The following is a 20,619-nucleotide window of genomic DNA, read 5'->3' on the forward strand; positions in this document are numbered from 1 at the left end:
GTACAAAGAGGAATATTATGAGGAGTTCAAAATTATTCACATTCATGACTTGCTTGAGCCAGAGTGCTTTCGCTGCGTCTGTCATGGCACAAGATGCCACGGCAAAAAAATTCACCCCGACCAAATTTTTCGACGAAAACGGAGCTTATTACGGCCCGGATTGCGACGAAAAAAATTACACGGGAGCTTACTACACGGGCGATTACACCAGTCCGTTCAAAACAATTCTGGGCAAGACCGACAAGGACATTCAGGACAAACTGGATGAACTTTGGAACCACTACTTTGGCGGTCAAAATGACAAGACCGTGTATTACGAAGACCGCGATGGCGGCTACATCGTCGATATCAATAACAACGATATCCGTTCCGAGGGAATGTCGTACGGCATGATGATTGCGGTGCAGACAAACTACAAGGATGAATTCAAGAAGCTTTGGAATTGGGCCAAGAGTCACTTGTGGCACGATCCCGCTAGAGGTGGTAACGGCTACTTCTCTTGGCAGGCGAATCGCGACGGCTCCACGCGTGACCAAGGGAATGCACCCGATGGCGAAATCTACTTCATGATGTCGCTTTTGTTTGCGGCACACCGTTGGGACGACGAAAACTACATGAAGGATGCGCAGACCATTTTGAAGGCCTGTTGGAAAGGCAATGGTAATTCCCTGTATAGCGAACAGTCCTATATCGCTACGTTCCAGCCGACTGACGGCAACAATACCTGGGGCGATGCTTCTTACAGCTTGCCTGCATTCGTTGATTTGTTCAGCCGTTGGTCCGATACAAATAAAGACAAATGGAAAAAGGCCACAAAGGCCACCAGAGACCACATCTACAATTCCGCTAACCCGCAGTCGGGCCTGTGCAGCGACTACAGTAACTTTGACGGAACTCCGCATCACGCCTTCAGCGACAATTCCACCAAGTACGCTTTTGACGCTATCCGCTGCCCGATGAACTATGGCATGGATTACTACCTGTTCGGTGCTGATGCGGAACGCCAAACGAAAATTGCAAAGGTCATCACCGACTTTTTCGAGAGGGACGGCTATAAGCACGGGCATTTCAACTGGGATGGCTCTAGCGGTTATGGCGAATTCACCATCGGCCAGGCTGGCGCGAATGCCGTTGCGACGTATGCCTTGCTCGGCGAAGATAGCTACAAGGACTTGGTCAAGAAAGTCTTGCAGAAAGCGTGGGACTCCAAGCCCATTGTCGGCAGCCAGCGTTACTATGATGGCTTGGTGCATTACCTCGCCATGCTTCACTTGACCGGCAATTTCAAAATTTGGAAACCGAAACCGAAGGTCATCAAGGACAAGGAAATGGAAGCCAAAGAAATCAACGGTGTTGCATACAAAGAAGGCGATACTATCGACTGGTTCGAGGATTGTGAACTTTACAAGGTGACGTTCAAGGCTGCGGCTCAACCGCCCAAGGACACTACAGTAAAAGATTCGTCTGAAGCCATTCACAGCATGGTTCTGCGTACCGACAAATACAAAATGCAACGCGACTACAATCTTAAAGGTTGCAAGGTGAACCATTCGAATAGAGCTCATGGTGCGTATTACGGCAGGAAAGAATTGGTGAAATAAAAAAGAAAAAATGGAAATCCTGGATTCTCAAATTCTCTTCCCCGCCTCTGACGGGGATTTTTTTTGCGAAAAGAGCTATCTTTTTAATAGATTTTAGGAGAATATTTATGCAAATAAGTTATGCCGAATGGGTTTGTCCGGAATGCAAAAACAAGAATCGCGAATCCTGTAACACTTGGATGTACGGCAGTCCAATTCGTGAGTGCAAGGCGTGCCGCAGTGAATACCTGGATAGGCGCTGGCGCGAAGTCGCGATTGATGGTTTTGACCCGCGCAGCAACAATGCGAAAGTTTATGTGAAAGGAACGCTGTTTCTTTTGGCGATTGCTCTTGTCTGCGGCGTGATGATTTATTTCCAATATGCGAAGGGCTACTATTCCATGAAAATTGTTGTGGCGGGAGCCTTCAGTGCTCTGGGCGCCATCGCTTGCGGAATCAACGTTTTGCGCATCAAGCTCGGATTCCAGAACAAGGACAACGACAAGTACATGGCGGAATCCAAGGCCCGCCTGAGCGACCCGACGTACGTCGAAAAATTGCGGAAGTATGGGTACAAGGTTTAATGGTCTTTTCGCTCTAGAGGCTTTTCAAACCGAGTAAGCTAGGAAACTAGTTTTACGATGGATTTTTTTTGTTATATTCCGATACATGATTTTGGGGAGTTGTTGCACTCCGTTTCTTAAAGATGAACCCTTCGTGTGTGAAGGGCTTCAGCATTCTATCCCCCGTCTTTATAATTTTTACGAAATGATTGCGGCCTTGTGTCAGGGCCGTTCCTTTTTTTATAAAAAGAGGTCAAAAATGAAAAAGTCTTTTCGCCTGTCATTCTGGAGCCGCCCTCTCCGCCTGTCATCCTGGAGCGTAGCGATAGGATCCATAGCATTCCTCCTCGCGGCCTGTGGCGACGAAGTGACAAACCAAGTGATACAAGACAACATGTCTATCGTATCCACGACCCAGGAACTCCCCAAGTGCATGAAGGACAACGAAGGCGAGCAAGCTTTTGTCAAGGGCGAAAAATCGGAACGCATCTGCGTCGATGGTAAATGGGAGTCCTTGAATTCAAGCGGCAAGGATACTGTTCTTGTAAAAGATACCATCGTTATTGAAAAAAACTCGACTTGCACGACGAAGGAACTCAAGGACAAGAGCGGTGTGAAAATCATTTGTGGCGGCGATTCCGTGGGCGTTGTGCTGAACGGCAAAAACGGTACAAATGGTAAAGACGGCTCAAACGGCAAGGATGGAACGAGCGGAAAAGACGGCGTGAGTTGTTCCGTCGAAAATAAGACCGATTCTACAGTGACGATTGCCTGTGGTACGGATACGTTTACGATGTCGCTTGGCGGTAGCAGCGCGAATCCCGATACGGGCAATGTCGTATATGAAATCGAAAACGCTTCGATTAGTGGTGTATCGCAGAAGGGGCCGTTCGTGAAAGGTTCTTCTGTAACCGCGGTCGAACTGGACGGCAGCCAGTCGCTTTTGCAGACGGGCCGCACGTTTATAAGCGTCATTACGCAAGACGACGGGCGTTTCAACATGCGCAACGTAACGTTAAAGTCAAGCTATGTGCGTTTGTCTGTTAACGGCTATTACCGCAACGAAGTTTCTGGAAAAAATTCTACTGCTCCGATTACGTTAAATGCCGTGACGGATTTGGATGCCCGCAATACGGCAAACGTGAACTTGCTGACGCATTTGGAATATGAACGCGTAGCTCATTTGATGGCTCATGGCGACGGAACTCTCAAGATTAAAAAGCTCAAGAAACAGGCCGAAGGCGAAATTTTCAAGGCGTTCCACATGGATGATTTGACTGATTTTGGCTATTCTGAGGACTTGGATGTTTTCGGCAAGACTGATGCGGATGCCGCGTTGCTTGCAATTTCCATCTTGTTGCAGGGCGACCGCGACGAGGCTGACTTGGTGGTTCTGTTGGCCGAAATATCGAACGCCTTTGCCGAAAAGGGGACATGGACAGATTCCATGACAAAAACGGGCCTTGCCGACTGGGCGCTGAAGGCCGATAGCGAAAACAGGCTTGCTCTGTTCCGCAAAAACGTGGCGGGTTGGCACCTGGGCGATACCGTACCTGAGTTTGAAAAGTTCGTGCGCAATTACGTAAATGTCGAGAGCGGTCTCGGCACCTGCGGCGACAAGAACAATCCCGTGGGGTCATTCGCTCACGTGCCGAACAAACACTCCGGCTACTATGCCAAGGCATACGACAGCATCGATGCTGCGAAAAATAGCCTGGTGCGTGTAGTTTGCGATGATAAAGGCGGCAAGCATTGGAGAATCGCAACCGACCTGGAAAGGGACACGAAGGGCTGGGAAAAGGATTCTGCCGGTACCGTGAGAAAGGGGCAGATTGATACCAGCCTGACCTATGTTTACGAAGACGGCTGGCGTCATGGCACGGATTTGGACCGCGTTGTCGGTTTTGGCTGTATCAAGGCGTTCAAGGATACCGTGGCGAAAGTTACGGATACCAGTTGGTACGCATGTGCAGTCTCGACGGATGAGAACAGTGCATGGTACCTGTTGAGTAATCGTGAGAAAGATTCTGTGTTCTTGAAAGCCTACAAGGATAGCATTCCCGGCTTGCTTTTGGACGCACCCTTCACAAAAAAGACCTTGGTGTGGGATGCCGATACGCTCAGGGAAGCGAACGACAACGAAATACTGTTGAAGAAGGCCTGCGTGACAAGTAAATACGAAACGAGAGATACCCTGTCGAACACGCTGACGTACACCTGTGACGAGTCTGGCTGGTCGAAGACGGGAACATTTATCGATCGGCGTAATTGGCTAACCTACATGGCCGTGCAGATAGGCGACCAGGTGTGGATGGCGGAGAACCTGAACTACGAGGTAGATTCTAGTTTCTGCTACGAAAAAGATGAAAGCAACTGTGCCAAGTACGGTCGTCTTTATAAGTGGGCTGCGGCCGTAGGCAAGTCCGAAAAGGACTGTGGCTTTGGGCACACATGCTCCCTGCCATCGGGCAATATTCAGGGAGTATGCCCCATGGGCTGGCACCTGCCAAGCACGGCTGAATGGGAATCCCTGCTCGCGGCTGTCGGCGGCAAATCGGTCGCCGGAACAAAGCTTAAAACCAGGTCCGGATGGAATGTCAACGGCAACGGCCTTGATGCCTTCGCCTTCTCCGCGCTCCCTGCCGGCTCCAGGAGCAGCAGCAACGGGGATTACCACAACGAGGGCTACCGCGCGGGCTTCTGGAGTTCTACAGAGTACGGTAGCGACTACGCGTACTTCATGAACTTGATCTACCGCGACGATGATGCGGGCCTGGACTACGGCAGCAAGAGCATCGGGTTTTCTGTTCGTTGCGTCATGAACTCCGGAGAATAGTTTTTAACAACAAATAAATAAACCTTCATCCAACTAAAGCCTTGCGAGAAAACCTTATTATGAAAAAAGAGCATGCATCCTCCTTTCTGTCATGGATTCTATCGGCTTTTCAAGCCTCCAGAATGACAATGAAGAATCTGTCCTGGAACAGCTCTCTCCGCCTGTCATTCTGGAGCCGCCCTCTCCGCCTGTCATCCTGGAGAGGCGTAGCCTCGATAGGATCCATAGCATTCCTCCTTGCGGCCTGTGGCGACGAAGTGACAACTCAGGTTATACAAGACAACAACATGTCTATCGTATCCACGACCCAGGAACTCCCCAAGTGCACGAAGGACAACGAAGGCGAGCAAGCTTTTGTCAAGGGCGAAACTGCTCCGCGTGTTTGTATGGACGGAAAGTGGTTTGCGACTTCTTCGGGCGGCAAGGATACTGTTCTTGTAAAAGATACCGTTGTCATGAAAGACACCATCGTTGTGAAGGACTCCGTCGTTATTGAAAAAAACTCGACTTGCACGACGAAGGAACTTAAAGACAAGAGCGGCGTAAAAATTATTTGCGGCGGCGATTCCGTAGGCGTTGTGTTGAACGGCCAAAACGGTGCAAATGGTAAAGACGGCTCAAACGGCAAGGACGGTGCAGGTTGTTCCGTCGCAAATAAGACGGATTCTACAGTGACGATTGCCTGTGGTACGGACAAGTTTACGATACCGCTTGGCAACAGCACAAAACCCGATACAGGCGATGTCGAGTATGAAATCGAAAACGGCTCGATTAGCGGTGTGTCGCAGAAGGGGCCGTTCGTGAAAGGTTCTTCTGTAACCGCGGTCGAACTGGACGGCAGCAAGTCGCTTTTGCAGACGGGACGCTCGTTTGTAAGTGTCATTACGCAAGACGACGGGTGTTTCAACATGCGCAACGTAACGTTAAAGTCAAGCTATGTGCGTTTGTCTGTTAACGGCTATTACCGCAACGAAGTGACAGGTAAAAATTCTACTTTGCCAATTACATTGAACGCCGTGACGGACTTGGATGCCCGCAATACGGTAAACGTGAACTTGCTGACGCATTTGGAATATGAACGCGTAGCTTATTTGATGGCTCATGGCGACGGAACTCTCAAGATTAAAAAGCTCAAGAAACAGGCCGAAGGCGAAATTTTCAAGGCGTTCTATTGTGATGACTTGGCCGATTTCGGCTACTCCGAAGACTTGAATGTGTTCGGCAAGACTGATGCGGACGCCGCGCTGCTTGCCATTTCTATTCTGTTGCAGGGCGACCGCGACGAGGCTGACTTGGTGGTTCTGTTGACCGAAATATCGAACGCCTTTGCCGAAAAGGGGACATGGACTGATTCCATGACAAAAGTAATCCTTGCCGACTGGGCGCTGAAGGCCGATAGCGAAAACAGGCTTGCTCTGTTCCGCAAAAACGTGGCGGGTTGGCGCCTGGGCGATACCGTACCTGGCTTTGAAAAGTTCGTGCGCAATTACGTAAATGTCGTGAGCGGTCTTGGCACCTGCGGCGACAAGAACAATCCCGTGGGGACATCCGCTCACGTGCCGAACAAGAACTCCAGCTACTACGCCAAGGCTTACGACAGCATCGATGCGGCGAAGAATAGCTTGGCCCGTTTTGTCTGCGATTCAAAGGGTGGGAATCATTGGAGGAGGATGACCGCCTTGGAAAGGGACACGCTAGGTTGGTCTAGTGGCAAAACTGGTGAAATGCGGCCGGGTCGGATTGACACGAGCTTGATTTACGTCTATGACGGCGGATGGCGGCATGGAACGGATCTGGATATCCGTTTGAAAAAAGCTTGCGTCAAGAGCTCAGTGAATGAAGTTCAATCTCTGGTGCAAGGCAAAGATACGCTCCTGTACAAGTGCACGGACGGCCTAGACTTGTCGTATGACGGGTCCACTTGGACTCTCGCGTGGGCTCCGGCAGGCGACAACGAATTCGAAAAGTTCTTTTTCGAAACGCACAGGGACAGTCTCGGAGCCTTCATAAAGGGGCCCATTACCGGCAAGGTGATGGTGTGGGACGCCGATACGCTCAGGGAACCTACCCAGAAGGAAATGCCTCTAGGCCGCAGTTGTGTCACCGAGATGCGGGGCAAAAAATATAATGTGCCAATCGGTTTGATATATGAGTGTACCAATTCCGGGTGGTCAAAAACAGGTGTATTCTTCAATGGTGAAGATGAATATAAGGCGACGGTAATAGGGGACCAGATTTGGATGGCCGAAAATCTGCGAACTCAATTTACTGAGGTGTATTATAGTCGCGATATCATTATTAGCGACGACTATATGTGTGCAGCTCGGTCTTTCTTTTCTGATTCGCTTGAATGTTATTATTCTTGGGCCATGGCAGTGGATAGTGCCGCCATATTTTCCGATGGTGGAAAGGGTTGCGGATATGGCAAGCTGTGCGGCAATCGAGGCCGTATCCGTGGAATTTGCCCTGAAGGCTGGCATCTGCCGAGTCGCGAAGAATGGGTTACATTGTTGGCAACCGCAGGAGGTGTAAGTGATGCTCCATCGCATCTCAAGGCTGTCACAGGCTCGAGTTTGAGTAATGGAATTGACACCTATGGGTTTGCTCTTGAATACTATGGTGCATGGGATTCACACATGGGTGGCAAGGATGCAGGAATTTATGGAAATGCTGCTTTATGGTGTTCTGACGATGAAAGTAGTAACTATGCATATTACATTGGGTTCACAGACAACGATGTGCGTATAATCGAAAATAGCAAGCAGTACACTTTAATGAATGTCCGCTGCGTCAAGGACTAACATATATTATTTTATAATTGTAACAGACTAACTTAATTGGTAAAAAATTATTAGTGTCCGGTAAAACTTTTTAATTCAACCAGAAATCTAACAAAAAAGGCGACTTCCGTTTCCGGGAGCCGCCGCTTTTGACTATAGTTTCTTTTGCACATAAAACAAATTCAAAAGCACTATGGAATGTAGAAATTTTACCGGACAGCCGATATACGCACAAATCGCAAAATACCTCTCCAAAGGCGAAATTCTGAGGCAATCCCGCAGCGTTGGCGGGGAACGGTATGTCAAGAAGTTCGACGGGTTCCAGCACCTGCTCGTGCTGTTGTTCGCTGTATTCAAAAATTACAGGTCCCTGCGTTCGAAGAAAAGTACATGAAGGTGACTGGCGAAGTGCGGCTCGGCCACATGGAAATGGCCCGCGGCCTTGAAGATCGCAAGTTGCAAATTGATGCTTGCGTTGATGCCCTCTACAGTTTTGCACAGAGCAAGGACCAGTTCTTGAATTTGCAGGGTGGCGTTTATTTGGAACCCTTGAGCGCGGGCTTTCAGGCAAACTACGATTTTACGCTGCAATACGAACCGAATCATCGCAAGAATCTTTTCGCAATCGCCCAGAAATGGGGCGAAACTTGCCGCGAAATGGTGGTACGTCAGGATGGCAAGGGCTTTGCTTCGTTCTTTCTGGAACGCTTGGACAAGCTGAATGCCGACCTTGCAGGGAACGCTTCGCTTGCGGTCTATAAAACGGATACGAGCGATGTTCCGATTCTCTTTATGGATATCTCAAGACCAGTACGTAGTGCTTACTACTTGAATGGCGTTAAGTTGTTCCACAGCCGCATCAGTGCTGGCCCTGTAAGCGAAAGCCCGGTGCGAATTCAATTCGATGGCTCCGTGAAAGTCGATGGCGAGCCTATCGTGATGAAACGCGGAAAACCGCAGACATTCACAGGCTCCGTGAATTACCAACAGAAAGAGACTACCCTTAACGGTCGCTGGATTTGGGAAAATCAGGGCAACAATGACGGCGTAGATTTCGGCCCCGAAGAAGATGAATCCGTAAAAGATAGTTTATTGGCAGTTGAAACTGCGAATCAAGCGGCCGCTGCCGAAGGCCGACGCGGAGCACATTTCTCTCCGTGGGTGGGTTTGTCGGGCGTATTCGCTTCGTTCAGCGACAAAAATTACAAAGCGTTCGGGCTTGATAAAGGCCAGTTCATGTTTTTGCCCGACCTGATTGCCGCTGCTCGCGTCAAGGTTGGCTTTGGCGAAAATGCGGATATGTTCGCCTCGTTCGGTGTGGGTGCGTTTATCGGTTTGGGCTTTGGTGGCGGCTTGCAACGCGGTTATATCGCTCCCGTGGTTCAGACTGAACTCGGCTACAAAATTTTTGGTGTCCGCGAAACGGCTGTCATTGCGATTCCCGAAGACAATTCCGAAGAATGGATGCAGTTCAAGACGGGTGCGTTCGTGAATTTCGGAATGTTCGGTGTCGAAGGTGGTTTTGATATAATTACAAATTTGGGCAAGGGCGGCTACGTAACGTTCTATTGGGGGCTTTAGTATGAGAGACGAAAGACGATAGACGAAAGAATGACAAGTGATGGTGTCATCCTGAGCGGAGGTCATAAGATCTTTAGGACCGCACTATTGCTGATTGCTGTAGCTTTTTCCGCTTGCACGTTCTACGATAATTACGATATCGACTTGATGCAGGGTGCTATCGCCAGTGTCGAAAGCAGTTCTGAAATGTCAAAATCTTCATCAAGCGTCGGCAAAAATTCTGGAACAGAGTCCGGGAAAAGTTCTGTCAGCAAGTCTAGCAGCAGTGTAACCGATGATTCGAAATCTTCGAGTTCTCGCGAAAATGATGACAAAATATCGAGTTCCATTGTAACAGAGCAAAAATCAAGTAGCTCGACGGTTTCTGTTTCGTCATCCTCGCGTAGGCGAGGATCTCTTTTTATGCAAAAAAGACTATCTTTTTAACGGATTTTGGGAGATTTTTATGCAATTAAGTTATAGTTGGATGTACGGAAGTACGGGTACAAGGTTTAAAGAGAGTGTCTGATTATGCGTATTCTTGAAAAAATTAGCGAATTCGTTGGCAAGTGGATGGCAGTTGTCGTGCTTGTGATTGCGGCACTTTCGCTGTTCGTTCCGAAATCGACGCTCTGGATTGAACTCTCGTGGGTGAATTACCTTTTGATGGTTGTGATGTTTGGCATGGGGCTTACGCTAAAGCTCAGTGATTTTAAGCTTGTATTTACGCACCCGAAAGAAATCATTATCGGTTGTGCATCGCAGTTTATTGTGATGCCGGCACTCGCATTTTTGCTTTCGAAAGCGTTTGGGCTAGACGCTGCGCTGATGGCGGGCGTTGTGCTTGTGGGAACATGTCCGGGTGGCACTTCGAGTAACGTCATTACGTATCTCTCGAAAGGCGATGTGGCACTCTCTGTCGGTATGACGAGTGTGAATACGCTGCTTGCACCTGTGCTGACTCCGGCGATTACGTACTTGCTTTTGCGTACAACCGTGAATGTCGATGTAATGGCGATGTTCATTTCTATCGTGAAAGTCGTGATTGTGCCGATTGCACTCGGGTTCGTCATCAACAAGTTTTTCGGCAAATGGACTGCGCGGGCGGTGAAGGTGCTACCGCTTGTTTCCGTGATTGCGATTGCGATGATTGTTGCTGCCGTTGTTTCGCACAATGCGGCGAAGATTCTTTCAACGGGTGCTATTGTGTTTGCCGTTGTGATTCTCCATAACCTACTCGGTTACGGGTGCGGCTTTGGACTCGGCAAAATGCTCAAGTTCTCTACGCCCAAAACAAAAGCACTTTCCATCGAAATTGGCATGCAGAATTCTGGGCTTGCCACAAGCCTTGCGGCGACAGCGTTTTCTTCGCTTGCGATGGCGACTGTTCCCGGTGCAATCTTCTCCGTTTGGCACAACATTTCCGGGGCGATTCTCGCGAACGTTTATCGTAGGAAAGAATAAAAACTTCGGCAGAGATAAACGTCGCATTCCGTCTGTCATGCCGGCCATCGTGCCGGCATCAGTTTCTTCATATGAACCAATTCTTATTACGTTTACTATAAAAAGTTTAAAACTACTTCTTCTTTGCAGATAACTTCTTGAATTCGGCTCGCGCTTTTTTCATATCTGCCAAGAACGTCTCGTCATTGTGCAAACTTGCAAAAGCTCCCGATACGAGAACCTTGGATGCATCGACATCGCTCTGCCAATGGAATCCGGCAATCACACGGCTTTGCCCCCATTCATAGGCATACTTCAACAACGCATCTTGCGCAGCCGGGTTTATTTCTACAAGTAACATTGCCATCGACCATGCAAGAATCGTGTGGCCCGACGGGTAAGAACCATTCTTTCTTAAAACTTCTTCGTCTTTGGGAACTAGCGTCGGTTCGTTGAAGCGGTCGAATGGGCGACGCCTCATGTAGTGCTTCTTGGGAACTCTACCCACTTGCCGGAGCGTTGCAATCCCGCGTTCAATCACGTTCATGATGGCGGGTGTTTTCTGTGCTGAAATTTCCATGCCGAAGGGCTCGCTGAACATTCGGACCATTTCGCTCAATTTTGTTTCCGCTTGCGCAATCGCAAGGGCTGCACGTGCGGAATCTGCTCGCATGGCCTTGCCCCACATGTACTGCGAAATATCGTACATGAACTGCACGGAGGTTGTTTCTGGCGGTGAGGGGTAGAAGTTTAGAGCGTTCGGGAGCGCGTCCGCTTTGACGTAGGGCTTTGCGTCGGCGGCAAAGCAGCAAAGAGTCGCTCCGCAAATGGCAAGAGCGAAAACAGATTTTTGGAGAAGTGTAATCATATTTTAAAGATATATTTTTAGAAAACGCATGAACGTTTATTACAGTAATGAAATGCGCACTAATCGCGTTCGTAGAAAATTTTCGTGTTGTAGTACCAGGCCACCTTGCGATAAACTGGCTCCAACAGCGAATCGTTTTCGTTCATAAAGAACGTGTGCCTTTTCGTGCACATAGACACCAATTGCACGCAATAACGCGCAGTCGCTTCTGTGTGGTGCTTTCTGTGGAAGCACGAAAGCATCAGCAAGTGGTCGCTCTCCATTGCTTTTTCAACGGCGCCACGATAAATGTGGGGCAGGCTACATCCGCGAATCCAGACCGCAAACGCTCCGTTCGCAAGCGCGATGTCTAAAATACGACGCTCCGCATCAGAATGAAACGTGCTCACAAGGCATTGATGATATCGTCCCATTTCTGTGGCCCATTGCTCCAAGCGGTAGTCGTTCGCATCAAAATCTCTCGACGCGAAAACACCGATTTTCGTTTCTGGCCCATACCACAAGCGTTTTGCCCCTGCTGTGTTGATGCCGATAAGTTTGATTTTGTTCATTTTTTGCTCCCTTAAAAAATAAAGACCGCCCCGCTTGCGCGGACTGCGATCTAATAACATCACCCTTTTTGGTGCTGAATGTAATATACAATTAAAATTTGAGAAAAACAAGGTCCAATAAAACGGTCAAGTATCGGACGATACATCACTTTTAATAATCGGATAGACCGTGTGAACGTCACTTGTCACTATAATGGCCGTAATTTTATTTTATCTATACTTTTGATAAATCTTTTCAAATCGTTCACGTCAAACGGTTTGCCATGCGATGGATAAATTTTGGCGGGATTGAAAGCAATCATCTTTTCCCATGATTTGCGGTAATCTTGCAGATTTTCTATCCAAATGATATTGCGCTTGATACTAGGAAATCCGTTCATGGCGGCATCACCGCAAAATAGAATTCCGTCTTTCAAAAGAGAAATATGGTCTGCGGTATGGCCCGGCGTTTCAATGGCTTGAATCGGCAAATTCAGATTGCGAAATTCTTGCGAATCAGTGGTAATCAAACGATTTAAATATTCATCTTTGATTGGCGGGAACTTGTGTCCAGATTTTCCGAACAGTGCGAACAGCTTGCAGAAAATGTAGGCGAGCATGCTTGAACATCCGCCTTCGAAGGAATTCTGCCCGCTTTTAAGTCGCTCGATTGCTTTGGGGTGCAAAATCACTTTTGCATTTGTAATGGCAAGAACTTTGTTCAGAAATCCTGCGTGGTCGTCGTGCGCATGTGTCAAAAAAATGAATTTAATTTCGCTCGGCTGTATATTGAGCTTTTTTAGGTTTCTTTGAAAACGCGCAAAACCGTTCTCGTATCCGGTGTCGATGAGAATGTACCCTTCATCAATTGCAAAAAGGTAATTGTTGACGACCCGATTGCCAATATTGTAAATGGTCATGCAAGAAATATAGTTATATAATAGCCCAGGGCTATCAGTGGACTAATTCGCAAACTGCCAGGTATCGAACAGCACATCACCCTTTATAATCAGATAGACCGTGTGGACGCCGCTTGAGATGTTGCCGCACTTCGCCTCCTGTTCCTGCCAGTCACTGCCAGCGCTGTTGATTGAGGCTACGTTCGCGCCATCTCGCTTGTCAAGACGGAGCGTTACCGAGCCCTTGCCTTTCACCAGGGCCTTCAGCGTTTTTGCGCTGCTGAAATTCACATTGCGAACTTCGATGACGCCTTTTGTAGGTGCCGGGCCATCCTTGCTGGGAGTACCGACGGAAGCCACCATGTGGCCGGGTTCCTCCGTTGGCACGTAGCGAATACCCAGGGTTGCGGCAGCCGTAGAAGCCTGCTGCACGGAATAGGGGTCAAAATTCTTGATGGCCTTTACACCCTTGTAGGTCGGTTTCGCTTCCTTGATAACGACATTTGCTTCGTCCACTTCAATTTCGTCAACCAGTATGCTGCGGAAACCGCCGTGGGTACCTATGGAAGCCTCTAGAATAGCTGTCTGATAGAATATGTACCACTTGTCCTGATACTTATGGAGATGAGTGTGATTGTTGCCGTAGGTCATGCCATTCTCACCCATGTTCTTGAAGTAGTTCCCGCCGTAGGTCCAGGAATCAGGATTCAGGGGCTCGGTACTGGTGAAGTAGTTCATGCTGCAGGCCGTCGGAGCCTCGCCACCCCATTCCCAAGGAGTATGGTCGTTCCAGTCGTTGTTGAAAGTATATACGTACTTGCCGTTGATATAATTGAGTTCATTTGCCTCAAAGTGGAACGGGGACGGAAGTTTCACCGGATCCCCGTCAAGGGAATGCAAGTCCGGATTGAGCTTGGCAATCCAGCCCTGCCCATTACCGAACGAAATCCAGCCATCGCCGTTGTCGTCAATTACGGCACCCGGATCAAATATGGATCCGCTGCCTTTTACAACAGGATTGTCGCCATCGATAAGGCTCTTGCTCAAAGGAGATGTCCACGGACCCACCGGAGACTTCGCTTGGATAACGCCGGTGCCAAAGCCGCTATTGGAGAAATAGAGGGAGAAAAGCGTGCTGCCATCGGCCTGCTCCTTGCTAATGATGCTGGGTGCCCACGAAGCCATAATCCACGGAGCCACTTCACCGACAGGAATCAGTCCGTGATAAGTCCAGTTGACCATATCGTCAGTGGACATCATTACCAGCGTCTTGATTTTCTCGTAAGTATTGCTGACACCTTCTTCGTACTGCTGATGGTCGTTGGTGCCATAGACATAGAGACGCCCCTTGTACTCAATGGCCGTCGGGTCCGCACAATACTGGAAATCCAATATAGGATTGGCATTGTCCAAGCCTAATTTTGGGGACTTTACAGGCATCTTGCCTACCGTGCCATCGGAATCCTTTGCCCGGATAATGATTTTACCGAAACTGATCGTTGCGGCATCACTTGGAGTGTCTGGGCTTACGGCAAGAGCCAAACTGACAAGCGTCTTGCCCGGTTCAAAGGACAGAACAAGGCTTGTTGCGCCACTGGGAATTCTTTCCGTAGTCTTGGCCTCGTCGCTATAAGTCGCAATCACATCAATGTTATCGTATGCGACAGCCTTGGCAAAGTTTATCTCCACCTTAGTATAGACATCCGTATTCAGGTCGTGTATGTCCCAGTAGTTGTTGGCATACTGCTTATAGGTAAAACTATTGTTGTCGGGGTCCTTTTCGCCACCGCCGCCGTACCAATCTACAATGATATCCTCGATAGACAGGGCAATATCGAATTTGGCGACAGCAACCTCATCCTTTATTTCGTCATTGCCGAGAGAATCCTTAGGCAATTCCTGAGAAAGGGAATCCTTTGGCTGGACGGAATTGACGGTATCCTTGGGCAGGACCGAGTCAACCGTGTCCTTGGGCAGAACCGGGTCAACCGTGTCCTTGGGCAGAACTGGATCGAGGGAATCCTTGGGGTTTTCCTGACCGAGAGAATCTCCGGGGATATCCAGAATGGGGGTGTCTTCGTCAAAATCCTTGCTGACGGAATCATCGTCGCCGCAGGACATTAACATGGACGAAACAGTTACAAGCGTTACCGCAAGAAGGATTTTCTTTTTCATATTCACACCCAATGTTACTATGATTAGTATTAAAATATATTGTATCAGCGAATTGGTATACTATGAAAAGCAGTTTTTTTCACATAGCGTGAACAGTTCTAAACGGCTAAATTTTTATCACCGGCATAGGCGGGATTACTATTTCTGTAGGAGCGGTAACGCTGACGAACATTGCAGTTGCCCTTATTTTAGGTATTATTGTAGATGCAATGCTAAGCAAGAAAGGATAGGTTCCCATGAACGAATTTGAAAACATGGAAAACGTGACCATTTTCAAGCACCCGCTTATACAGCACAAGATTTCGCACCTGCGCGACAAGGAAACGGGCACTAACGAATTTCGCCGTCTTGTCGAAGAAATCGCGATGCTCGAAGGGTTCGAGGCCTTGGCGGACCTTCCGCTGAAAGACAAGGAAATCGAGACCCCCATCGAAAAATGCATTACGCCGGTACTCGCCGGGCGAAAGCTCGCCCTGATTCCGATTCTACGCGCCGGACTCGGCATGGTCTCCGGTATGCAGGCGCTGGTCCCTTCAGCAAAGGTGGGCCACATCGGGCTTTACCGAGATGAAAGCACCCACGAACCGGTGGAATACTACTGCAAGCTCCCGGACCCGATTGACGAGCGGCAAATCGTAGTCGTGGACCCCATGCTTGCAACTGGCGGGTCTGCCGCCGACGCCATCAGCATGATAAAAAAACACGGCGGAAAGAAGATCAAGTTCATGTGCATCATCGCCGCTCCCGAAGGCTTGAAAAAACTGCACGACGCACACCCCGATGTCCAGATTTACGTCGGGCATCTGGACCGCTGCCTGAACGATGCCGCCTACATCTGCCCAGGCCTCGGCGACGCAGGCGACCGCATTTTCGGAACGAAATAGAAACACAAGCGCAAAGATCCTGCTGTGTTGATGCCGATAAGTTTGATTCTGTTCATATTTTTGCTCCCTTAAAAAATAAAGACCGCCCCGCTTGCGCGGACTGCGATCTAATAACATCACCCTTTCTGGTGCTAAACGTAATATACAATTAAAATTTGAGAAAAACAAGTTCCGCAAATTTTGGGTAAAACAGCGAACGAATTTGAGAAGTCTCTTGCGCGTACTGTTTGACTTTTGTATGTTATGCCATATGAAGTTTAAGCTCGTTTTGAAAATTGCTATACCTATTTTGCTTATTTTGATTGCAGGAGCACTTTTCTTTCTGTACTATAACAATCGTATTCCAGAAAATGCCTTGGTGTATTATCGCATTAAAGATCACAAAGGCGAAATTTCTGTATGGCGGGCTTCTAACTGCGAGATAAAAGGGAATGAATTTCAGTGCCATGCAGAACTGTGTCCCGATGATAAATTTAAAGGTTATCCATTTTCGCGGAAATATAAACCGGACACAAATACGTATCAAGATACGGCCTACATAAATTTAAATTTTGGTCTGTTTAAGAAAACGAGTTATATCCCTCGTCCTGTATATGCAACGTTTGACACCGCTTTTTTTAAAAAACAATTTGCTTCAGTAAAGAAAACTTTTCCTTGTTCTCATTCAAAAAGGTTCTCGTCTTCGTATGAGTTGACTGCCATTGATTTGCCTAGTGGCGTGACTTTCTATGAAACAGGAAAGAAAAAAGACTCCAAAAAATCTGCAAATTCAAAAGAAAAAAATGAACGCAAAGATTCTTTAAGCTCGAATCTCAAAACGGCGCCGATAATACATTCTGTTTCTATTTCTTGTCCTGAGATGCATTCGTTTCCGCACTATACGTGTTATTGCGGCAATTATCCAACTTATTGTGGGAATCCTAAATACACGAATATGCCTGCACTTCCAGAATCTCATTTTTATGCGATGGACGTATTGTCTTTGAAGGATAGCTCTTTCACTTGGAAATTGATATACAAGACTCCGTACAGCGAAGCCGATACGTTAGTGGTTACAACGACGGTCAAAAGAGAGTGATGTAAAATGTTAAATGGTATGAAACAACGTTTTTTTATTTGTCTATTCGTTTTGCTTTTGCCGTTTGTTGCTGCTGCAAAAGATCTTACGGCGATTGGTTTTGTGGAAGACCCAAAGGCGTATGAACATGATGGATATTATATCCGCTTGGCGTTTGTTCGGACTGATAAAGGGTGGTTTCCATCGTGTGATTTTCTCGAAGGCGAAAATGCGGGTGGGCTTTTTAAAGACATAAAGTCCTGTTCGCATAAAATCATGAAGCAATCATGGCAAGTGATTAATGCCGATGGCAAGCGTGTCGATGCTGGAACATTGAAGTTTATGCGTCGCAAATGGAGTGAAATCGGACTTGCAAAAAGTTCCATTTCGTTAGAAAATAAAATTCAATTCGATTCTTTAAATCGCACCCTAGAAACTTGGAAAGAGAATGGAAAAGGAATGCTCCCGTTGCTTGCGGTTCCGCTTGGAACGAATGCCGAAAAAATAGAACCGGTTGCGATGAATGGTTCTGTTGAACAAAAAATAAAGGACAAATTTGTAAAGCAGTACTTTAGAAAGGGACGGACTGTTCGCAAATGTGATTCTAACGAAAATCTTGTTACTGAAAGAGCCGCTAAGTCAAGCGATGTCGTTATCAAACCGCTAGCAGGGTATAAGGATAACGTATCCTTTTACGAAGTACTTATCCCAGACACTTCTGGTTGCGGCATTATGGATGATGAAATGGAATTAATGGCTGTAAAGGAAAACAAAGTTGTAAATCTTTCGGGATCGTCTGGCTTCGCAGAAGATGACCGTCCGACTACAACTTCAATGACCCTTTTCAATAGATATGTCATTTCAACGAAAGAATTGCAAGATATCGTATATGTGTTCTTTGTTGGCGGCTATAATCTTGACGGCTACGTGCTACTAGATTCTGAATTGAACGTTCGAGCCGTCAGCACGTGGAATTATCATTGAGTTGATTATATCTCCAAGCCTGCTTGTAACATGTACTTTTGCGCAAAGCAATTTGCCTCGTCATCTTTTTGCTGATTCTTGTTGCCGTAATAGACGTTTTTGATAAAGATGTCCTTTTTGCCGTGAAGCACTATGTGGCCGAGTTCGTGGAAAAAAGTGAACCAGAATGCATTGCGATCTTTGAATCGGTCGTGTAATTGGATGACGGGAATATCCTTGTACCAACGAGCCATGCCGTGAATCGGTGCAGACTTGAAGTTCTGCGCATACAAAACCTTAATGCCGAGCGTTGTGCCGAGTTCTTGCAACTTATGCATGCCTTCGTCGATAAAATCTTCGCCCACCTTCGGTTTGGGCAATGCCTTTTGGCGACGTAATTTTTCCCATGCGGCAACGTCAGATTTTGCCAGTTCCACAAATTGCATCATCGCTTTTTTGATGGCGGAACGCAGCTTCTTGTCGTTCTGCTTTTCCATCTGGATTTCGTCGGCTAAAATTTCGCCACGGCGCATCCACACGGAGGCGGCATACGGGTCTTCTGTTTCGGCGAGTGAGATGCGGAATGCTACTTTCAGGCGATTCTTGTAATAGTAATTTTCCCACGCCTTGGGGCTTGCCACCCCGAAAAACTTGAGGATGGGCGACACGCCGTCTTCTTTGTTGTTGAAGTCCTTGATCCATGTGCGCGGATTGAGTTCGCCGATAGGGAAGAACTTGCGCCAAACAACACTTTTCTTGAAGGATTTCTTGATTTTTTCACGCCAGAGATCCCGTTCGTACAACTTTTGTGCTTCTAGCCAACAATACTGGGGAATTCCTGTCCCAAATTCAAGGCTGTAGGCCATTTCTGCCGTCACCCTGCACTTGGCTCTGAGTAATTCGTTCACCGTTTTTGGGGTGTAGCCGATTCGGGCGGCGAAATCGTTAACATCCACATTCATTTCTTGAAGTTTTTCTTTAAGAATTTCTCCAGGGGAAGTTGCTCCCCACAAAAGGAGTTCTTTTTCTTCTGCCATGTTATTCCTCTCTATTTATGATAATCTACAATTTCTACGACTTCGGCTTCGGTAACTTCCGCCCAAATAACAGCCTTGTTCGGTTCTGCGCCCCAAATAATCAATCGGTATGGCTGATCAAGGTCGCAAGCCCATTGTCCTTTTCGGTTTCCGACCAATTCATGAAAATGACCTGGATACTTGGATAAATCGGCGAAATTTGCGACTGTGACCAAGGCGTTGATTCGAGTTCTGTAGCATATCGCTCGTTTCTTGCCCATTCGACGTATTGCATACGCTTCATCCATCGCGCACAATTCTAGATCCTTATCTCTAAATTCAATTTTCAAGACACCCCCACCGTTAGTCGAAAATCCTATTTGTTAATATAATAAATCTTTTTAAAGAACGCAATAGGTTTACTGTTTGTCTATTTTTAGGGCTTCTCCTTTCTAAAACCGACAAATCTACATAACCGTCAATAAGAATGATTTCTTTTTTCGCGGTCTTGATGATGTCTTGGAAGAATGCGTAGGCGTCAAAGATCTGCCCTTTGAAGAACACCCCCTCCTTAGCTTTTTTAGGATTAGAATCTAATTCATTGAATATTTTAGAGAAATTTTCGTCAATCTTCTTGAATTTTAGGTCATGTTCAATAAGTCTTGTATCAACCTTGGATTCAAAAGCATTTAAACGCCCGACAAGACCCATATTGTGACGCAGATAATGGCGCATCTGAACAAACGCATTCATGATTTCGATACTGACCTTGATAGCCCTTTCGCTACGAAGAACCGCCGAAAGCATTGCGACGCCTTGCTCGGTAAAGGCGTAAGGACTAGAAGACGAATGTTTTAGTATATTGAACCGGTCACAATTTGTGACCAGTTCAAGGGATTCTTCTTTATCAAGTTGAAAACAGAAATAATCAGGAAACCGTTCTGTGTTCCTTTTTACGGCTTGATTAAGTGCTTTTGTTTCTACGCCGTACAATTCCGCCAAATCGCGGTCTATCATGACCTGAACATCGCGAATAATCACGATTTTACTCGCAATCGTGGAACTAACCAACGGATTTGAAATAAAGACTTCTTGTTTATTCATTTTCACCTCCTTTTAATCTTTAGGGTAACGCAATTTAGCACCGCATTTAGGGCAGCGCAGAATCAGTTCCTTGAATCGTTTGATTTCAGCATCTTTTTCTTCTAGAATTTTTGCGAAATCACCAATAGCGTTGTTTGCTCCGCGATTCGGGCCGCTATTAAATTTTCCGAAAATCTCATCGAACATAATTACTCCTTTAAAAATGTTTTAACAACACGCAAAAGTTGCGTGCTGAGCTGTTGTCGCGAATTTTGCGACAACTGTGGCTTTATTTTCTGTTTTTATGGGATGATCTTGCGATTCTGTTGGCTGGGGTATTCCCAGGCATTACTTGGCTTGCGCACTCGAGTAGGTCGTGTTC

Annotated in this window: 19 protein-coding genes; 11 read left to right on the forward strand and 8 right to left on the reverse strand. The window is 47.2% G+C overall.

Translation table 11 applies throughout. The annotated features are described in order from the left end of the window. The first annotated feature begins 17 nt into the window (after nucleotides 1–17). The 8 genes from IKG78_RS18155 to IKG78_RS18190 all read left to right on the forward strand — a co-directional run bounded on the left by IKG78_RS18155 (nucleotide 18) and on the right by IKG78_RS18190 (nucleotide 10,783). On the forward strand, nucleotides 18–1,601 hold the full coding sequence (locus tag IKG78_RS18155) for a glycosyl hydrolase family 8 (protein WP_290946119.1): 1,584 nt from the start codon (nucleotides 18–20) through the stop codon (nucleotides 1,599–1,601). Between the two features lie 107 nt (nucleotides 1,602–1,708). Next, the gene (locus IKG78_RS18160; RefSeq protein WP_290946121.1) at nucleotides 1,709–2,164 is read left to right on the forward strand and encodes a hypothetical protein; all 456 of its coding nucleotides are present in this window, start codon (nucleotides 1,709–1,711) and stop codon (nucleotides 2,162–2,164) included. A gap of 238 nt (nucleotides 2,165–2,402) precedes the next feature. Further along, nucleotides 2,403–4,979, forward strand: coding sequence for a fibrobacter succinogenes major paralogous domain-containing protein (locus IKG78_RS18165; RefSeq protein ID WP_290946123.1), 2,577 nt, complete (start codon nucleotides 2,403–2,405; stop codon nucleotides 4,977–4,979). A gap of 128 nt (nucleotides 4,980–5,107) precedes the next feature. After that, entirely contained in the window at nucleotides 5,108–7,780 is a 2,673-nt protein-coding gene (locus tag IKG78_RS18170) for an FISUMP domain-containing protein (RefSeq protein ID WP_290946125.1), read from the forward strand. Between the two features lie 172 nt (nucleotides 7,781–7,952). Next, nucleotides 7,953–8,153, forward strand: a complete 201-nt coding sequence (locus IKG78_RS18175; RefSeq protein WP_290946127.1) for a DUF4372 domain-containing protein — start codon at nucleotides 7,953–7,955, stop codon at nucleotides 8,151–8,153. Next, a complete protein-coding gene (locus IKG78_RS18180; RefSeq protein WP_290946129.1) occupies nucleotides 8,150–9,340 on the forward strand; it encodes a hypothetical protein in 1,191 nt (396 codons plus the stop codon). The genes IKG78_RS18175 and IKG78_RS18180 overlap by 4 nt, the downstream gene beginning before the upstream one ends. A gap of 30 nt (nucleotides 9,341–9,370) precedes the next feature. Further along, nucleotides 9,371–9,766, forward strand: a complete 396-nt coding sequence (locus IKG78_RS18185; protein ID WP_290946130.1) for a hypothetical protein — start codon at nucleotides 9,371–9,373, stop codon at nucleotides 9,764–9,766. An 84-nt stretch (nucleotides 9,767–9,850) separates the two neighbouring features. Beyond that, the gene (locus IKG78_RS18190; protein WP_290946131.1) at nucleotides 9,851–10,783 is read left to right on the forward strand and encodes a bile acid:sodium symporter family protein; all 933 of its coding nucleotides are present in this window, start codon (nucleotides 9,851–9,853) and stop codon (nucleotides 10,781–10,783) included. Nucleotides 10,784–10,895: 112 nt separating this feature from the next. On the opposite strand, the gene IKG78_RS18195 is transcribed toward IKG78_RS18190, so the two are convergent. The 4 genes from IKG78_RS18195 to IKG78_RS18210 form a co-directional block, all read right to left on the reverse strand. Then, entirely contained in the window at nucleotides 10,896–11,630 is a 735-nt protein-coding gene (locus IKG78_RS18195; protein WP_290946132.1) for a phosphatase PAP2 family protein, read from the reverse strand. A 59-nt stretch (nucleotides 11,631–11,689) separates the two neighbouring features. Then, nucleotides 11,690–12,181 carry a hypothetical protein gene (locus IKG78_RS18200; protein ID WP_290946134.1) on the reverse strand — a complete coding sequence of 164 codons (492 nt, stop codon included), beginning with the start codon at nucleotides 12,179–12,181 and terminating at the stop codon, nucleotides 11,690–11,692. A 188-nt stretch (nucleotides 12,182–12,369) separates the two neighbouring features. Continuing rightward, on the reverse strand, nucleotides 12,370–13,080 hold the full coding sequence (locus tag IKG78_RS18205; protein ID WP_290946136.1) for an MBL fold metallo-hydrolase: 711 nt from the start codon (nucleotides 13,078–13,080) through the stop codon (nucleotides 12,370–12,372). 42 nt (nucleotides 13,081–13,122) lie between these two features. Further along, nucleotides 13,123–15,234, reverse strand: coding sequence for a glycoside hydrolase family 43 protein (locus tag IKG78_RS18210; RefSeq protein ID WP_290946138.1), 2,112 nt, complete (start codon nucleotides 15,232–15,234; stop codon nucleotides 13,123–13,125). Between the two features lie 254 nt (nucleotides 15,235–15,488). Here IKG78_RS18210 and upp point away from each other — a divergent pair, with 254 nt between their 5' ends. The 3 genes from upp to IKG78_RS18225 all read left to right on the forward strand — a co-directional run bounded on the left by upp (nucleotide 15,489) and on the right by IKG78_RS18225 (nucleotide 18,159). Beyond that, nucleotides 15,489–16,118 (forward strand): uracil phosphoribosyltransferase, encoded by a 630-nt coding sequence (upp, locus tag IKG78_RS18215; protein ID WP_366075822.1) that lies wholly within the window; start codon nucleotides 15,489–15,491, stop codon nucleotides 16,116–16,118. 250 nt (nucleotides 16,119–16,368) lie between these two features. Continuing rightward, nucleotides 16,369–17,196 (forward strand): hypothetical protein, encoded by an 828-nt coding sequence (locus IKG78_RS18220; protein ID WP_290946142.1) that lies wholly within the window; start codon nucleotides 16,369–16,371, stop codon nucleotides 17,194–17,196. Nucleotides 17,197–17,214: 18 nt separating this feature from the next. Continuing rightward, on the forward strand, nucleotides 17,215–18,159 hold the full coding sequence (locus IKG78_RS18225) for a hypothetical protein (RefSeq protein WP_290946144.1): 945 nt from the start codon (nucleotides 17,215–17,217) through the stop codon (nucleotides 18,157–18,159). Between the two features lie 5 nt (nucleotides 18,160–18,164). Here IKG78_RS18225 and IKG78_RS18230 read toward each other — a convergent pair whose 3' ends face one another. Genes IKG78_RS18230 through IKG78_RS18245 form a run of 4 tightly spaced genes read right to left on the reverse strand, consistent with a single transcriptional unit; the run spans nucleotide 18,165 to nucleotide 20,444 of the window. After that, complete coding sequence (locus IKG78_RS18230; RefSeq protein WP_290946146.1) at nucleotides 18,165–19,175, reverse strand: ImmA/IrrE family metallo-endopeptidase; 1,011 nt, start codon at nucleotides 19,173–19,175, stop codon at nucleotides 18,165–18,167. 11 nt (nucleotides 19,176–19,186) lie between these two features. Beyond that, on the reverse strand, nucleotides 19,187–19,504 hold the full coding sequence (locus IKG78_RS18235) for a killer suppression protein HigA (protein WP_290946148.1): 318 nt from the start codon (nucleotides 19,502–19,504) through the stop codon (nucleotides 19,187–19,189). Between the two features lie 13 nt (nucleotides 19,505–19,517). Next, complete coding sequence (locus tag IKG78_RS18240; RefSeq protein WP_290946149.1) at nucleotides 19,518–20,258, reverse strand: ORF6N domain-containing protein; 741 nt, start codon at nucleotides 20,256–20,258, stop codon at nucleotides 19,518–19,520. Nucleotides 20,259–20,270: 12 nt separating this feature from the next. Beyond that, on the reverse strand, nucleotides 20,271–20,444 hold the full coding sequence (locus IKG78_RS18245) for a hypothetical protein (protein ID WP_290946151.1): 174 nt from the start codon (nucleotides 20,442–20,444) through the stop codon (nucleotides 20,271–20,273). Nucleotides 20,445–20,619 lie beyond the last annotated feature (175 nt).

Origin of the sequence: Fibrobacter sp., from assembly GCF_017545445.1 — a bacterium.
GTDB lineage: Bacteria > Fibrobacterota > Fibrobacteria > Fibrobacterales > Fibrobacteraceae > Fibrobacter.

Bases quoted from the DNA above. Each gene is read 5' to 3' on its own strand.
- IKG78_RS18155 (WP_290946119.1), top strand. From the start codon at position 18: ATGAGGAGTTCAAAATTATTCACATTCATGACTTGCTTGAGCCAGAGT.
- IKG78_RS18160 (WP_290946121.1), top strand. From the start codon at position 1,709: ATGCAAATAAGTTATGCCGAATGGGTTTGTCCGGAATGCAAAAACAAG.
- IKG78_RS18165 (WP_290946123.1), top strand. From the start codon at position 2,403: ATGAAAAAGTCTTTTCGCCTGTCATTCTGGAGCCGCCCTCTCCGCCTG.
- IKG78_RS18170 (WP_290946125.1), top strand. From the start codon at position 5,108: ATGAAGAATCTGTCCTGGAACAGCTCTCTCCGCCTGTCATTCTGGAGC.
- IKG78_RS18175 (WP_290946127.1), top strand. From the start codon at position 7,953: ATGGAATGTAGAAATTTTACCGGACAGCCGATATACGCACAAATCGCA.
- IKG78_RS18180 (WP_290946129.1), top strand. From the start codon at position 8,150: ATGAAGGTGACTGGCGAAGTGCGGCTCGGCCACATGGAAATGGCCCGC.
- IKG78_RS18185 (WP_290946130.1), top strand. From the start codon at position 9,371: ATGACAAGTGATGGTGTCATCCTGAGCGGAGGTCATAAGATCTTTAGG.
- IKG78_RS18190 (WP_290946131.1), top strand. From the start codon at position 9,851: ATGCGTATTCTTGAAAAAATTAGCGAATTCGTTGGCAAGTGGATGGCA.
- IKG78_RS18195 (WP_290946132.1), bottom strand. From the start codon at position 11,630: ATGATTACACTTCTCCAAAAATCTGTTTTCGCTCTTGCCATTTGCGGA.
- IKG78_RS18200 (WP_290946134.1), bottom strand. From the start codon at position 12,181: ATGAACAAAATCAAACTTATCGGCATCAACACAGCAGGGGCAAAACGC.
- IKG78_RS18205 (WP_290946136.1), bottom strand. From the start codon at position 13,080: ATGACCATTTACAATATTGGCAATCGGGTCGTCAACAATTACCTTTTT.
- IKG78_RS18210 (WP_290946138.1), bottom strand. From the start codon at position 15,234: ATGAAAAAGAAAATCCTTCTTGCGGTAACGCTTGTAACTGTTTCGTCC.
- upp (WP_366075822.1), top strand. From the start codon at position 15,489: ATGGAAAACGTGACCATTTTCAAGCACCCGCTTATACAGCACAAGATT.
- IKG78_RS18220 (WP_290946142.1), top strand. From the start codon at position 16,369: ATGAAGTTTAAGCTCGTTTTGAAAATTGCTATACCTATTTTGCTTATT.
- IKG78_RS18225 (WP_290946144.1), top strand. From the start codon at position 17,215: ATGAAACAACGTTTTTTTATTTGTCTATTCGTTTTGCTTTTGCCGTTT.
- IKG78_RS18230 (WP_290946146.1), bottom strand. From the start codon at position 19,175: ATGGCAGAAGAAAAAGAACTCCTTTTGTGGGGAGCAACTTCCCCTGGA.
- IKG78_RS18240 (WP_290946149.1), bottom strand. From the start codon at position 20,258: ATGAATAAACAAGAAGTCTTTATTTCAAATCCGTTGGTTAGTTCCACG.
- IKG78_RS18245 (WP_290946151.1), bottom strand. From the start codon at position 20,444: ATGTTCGATGAGATTTTCGGAAAATTTAATAGCGGCCCGAATCGCGGA.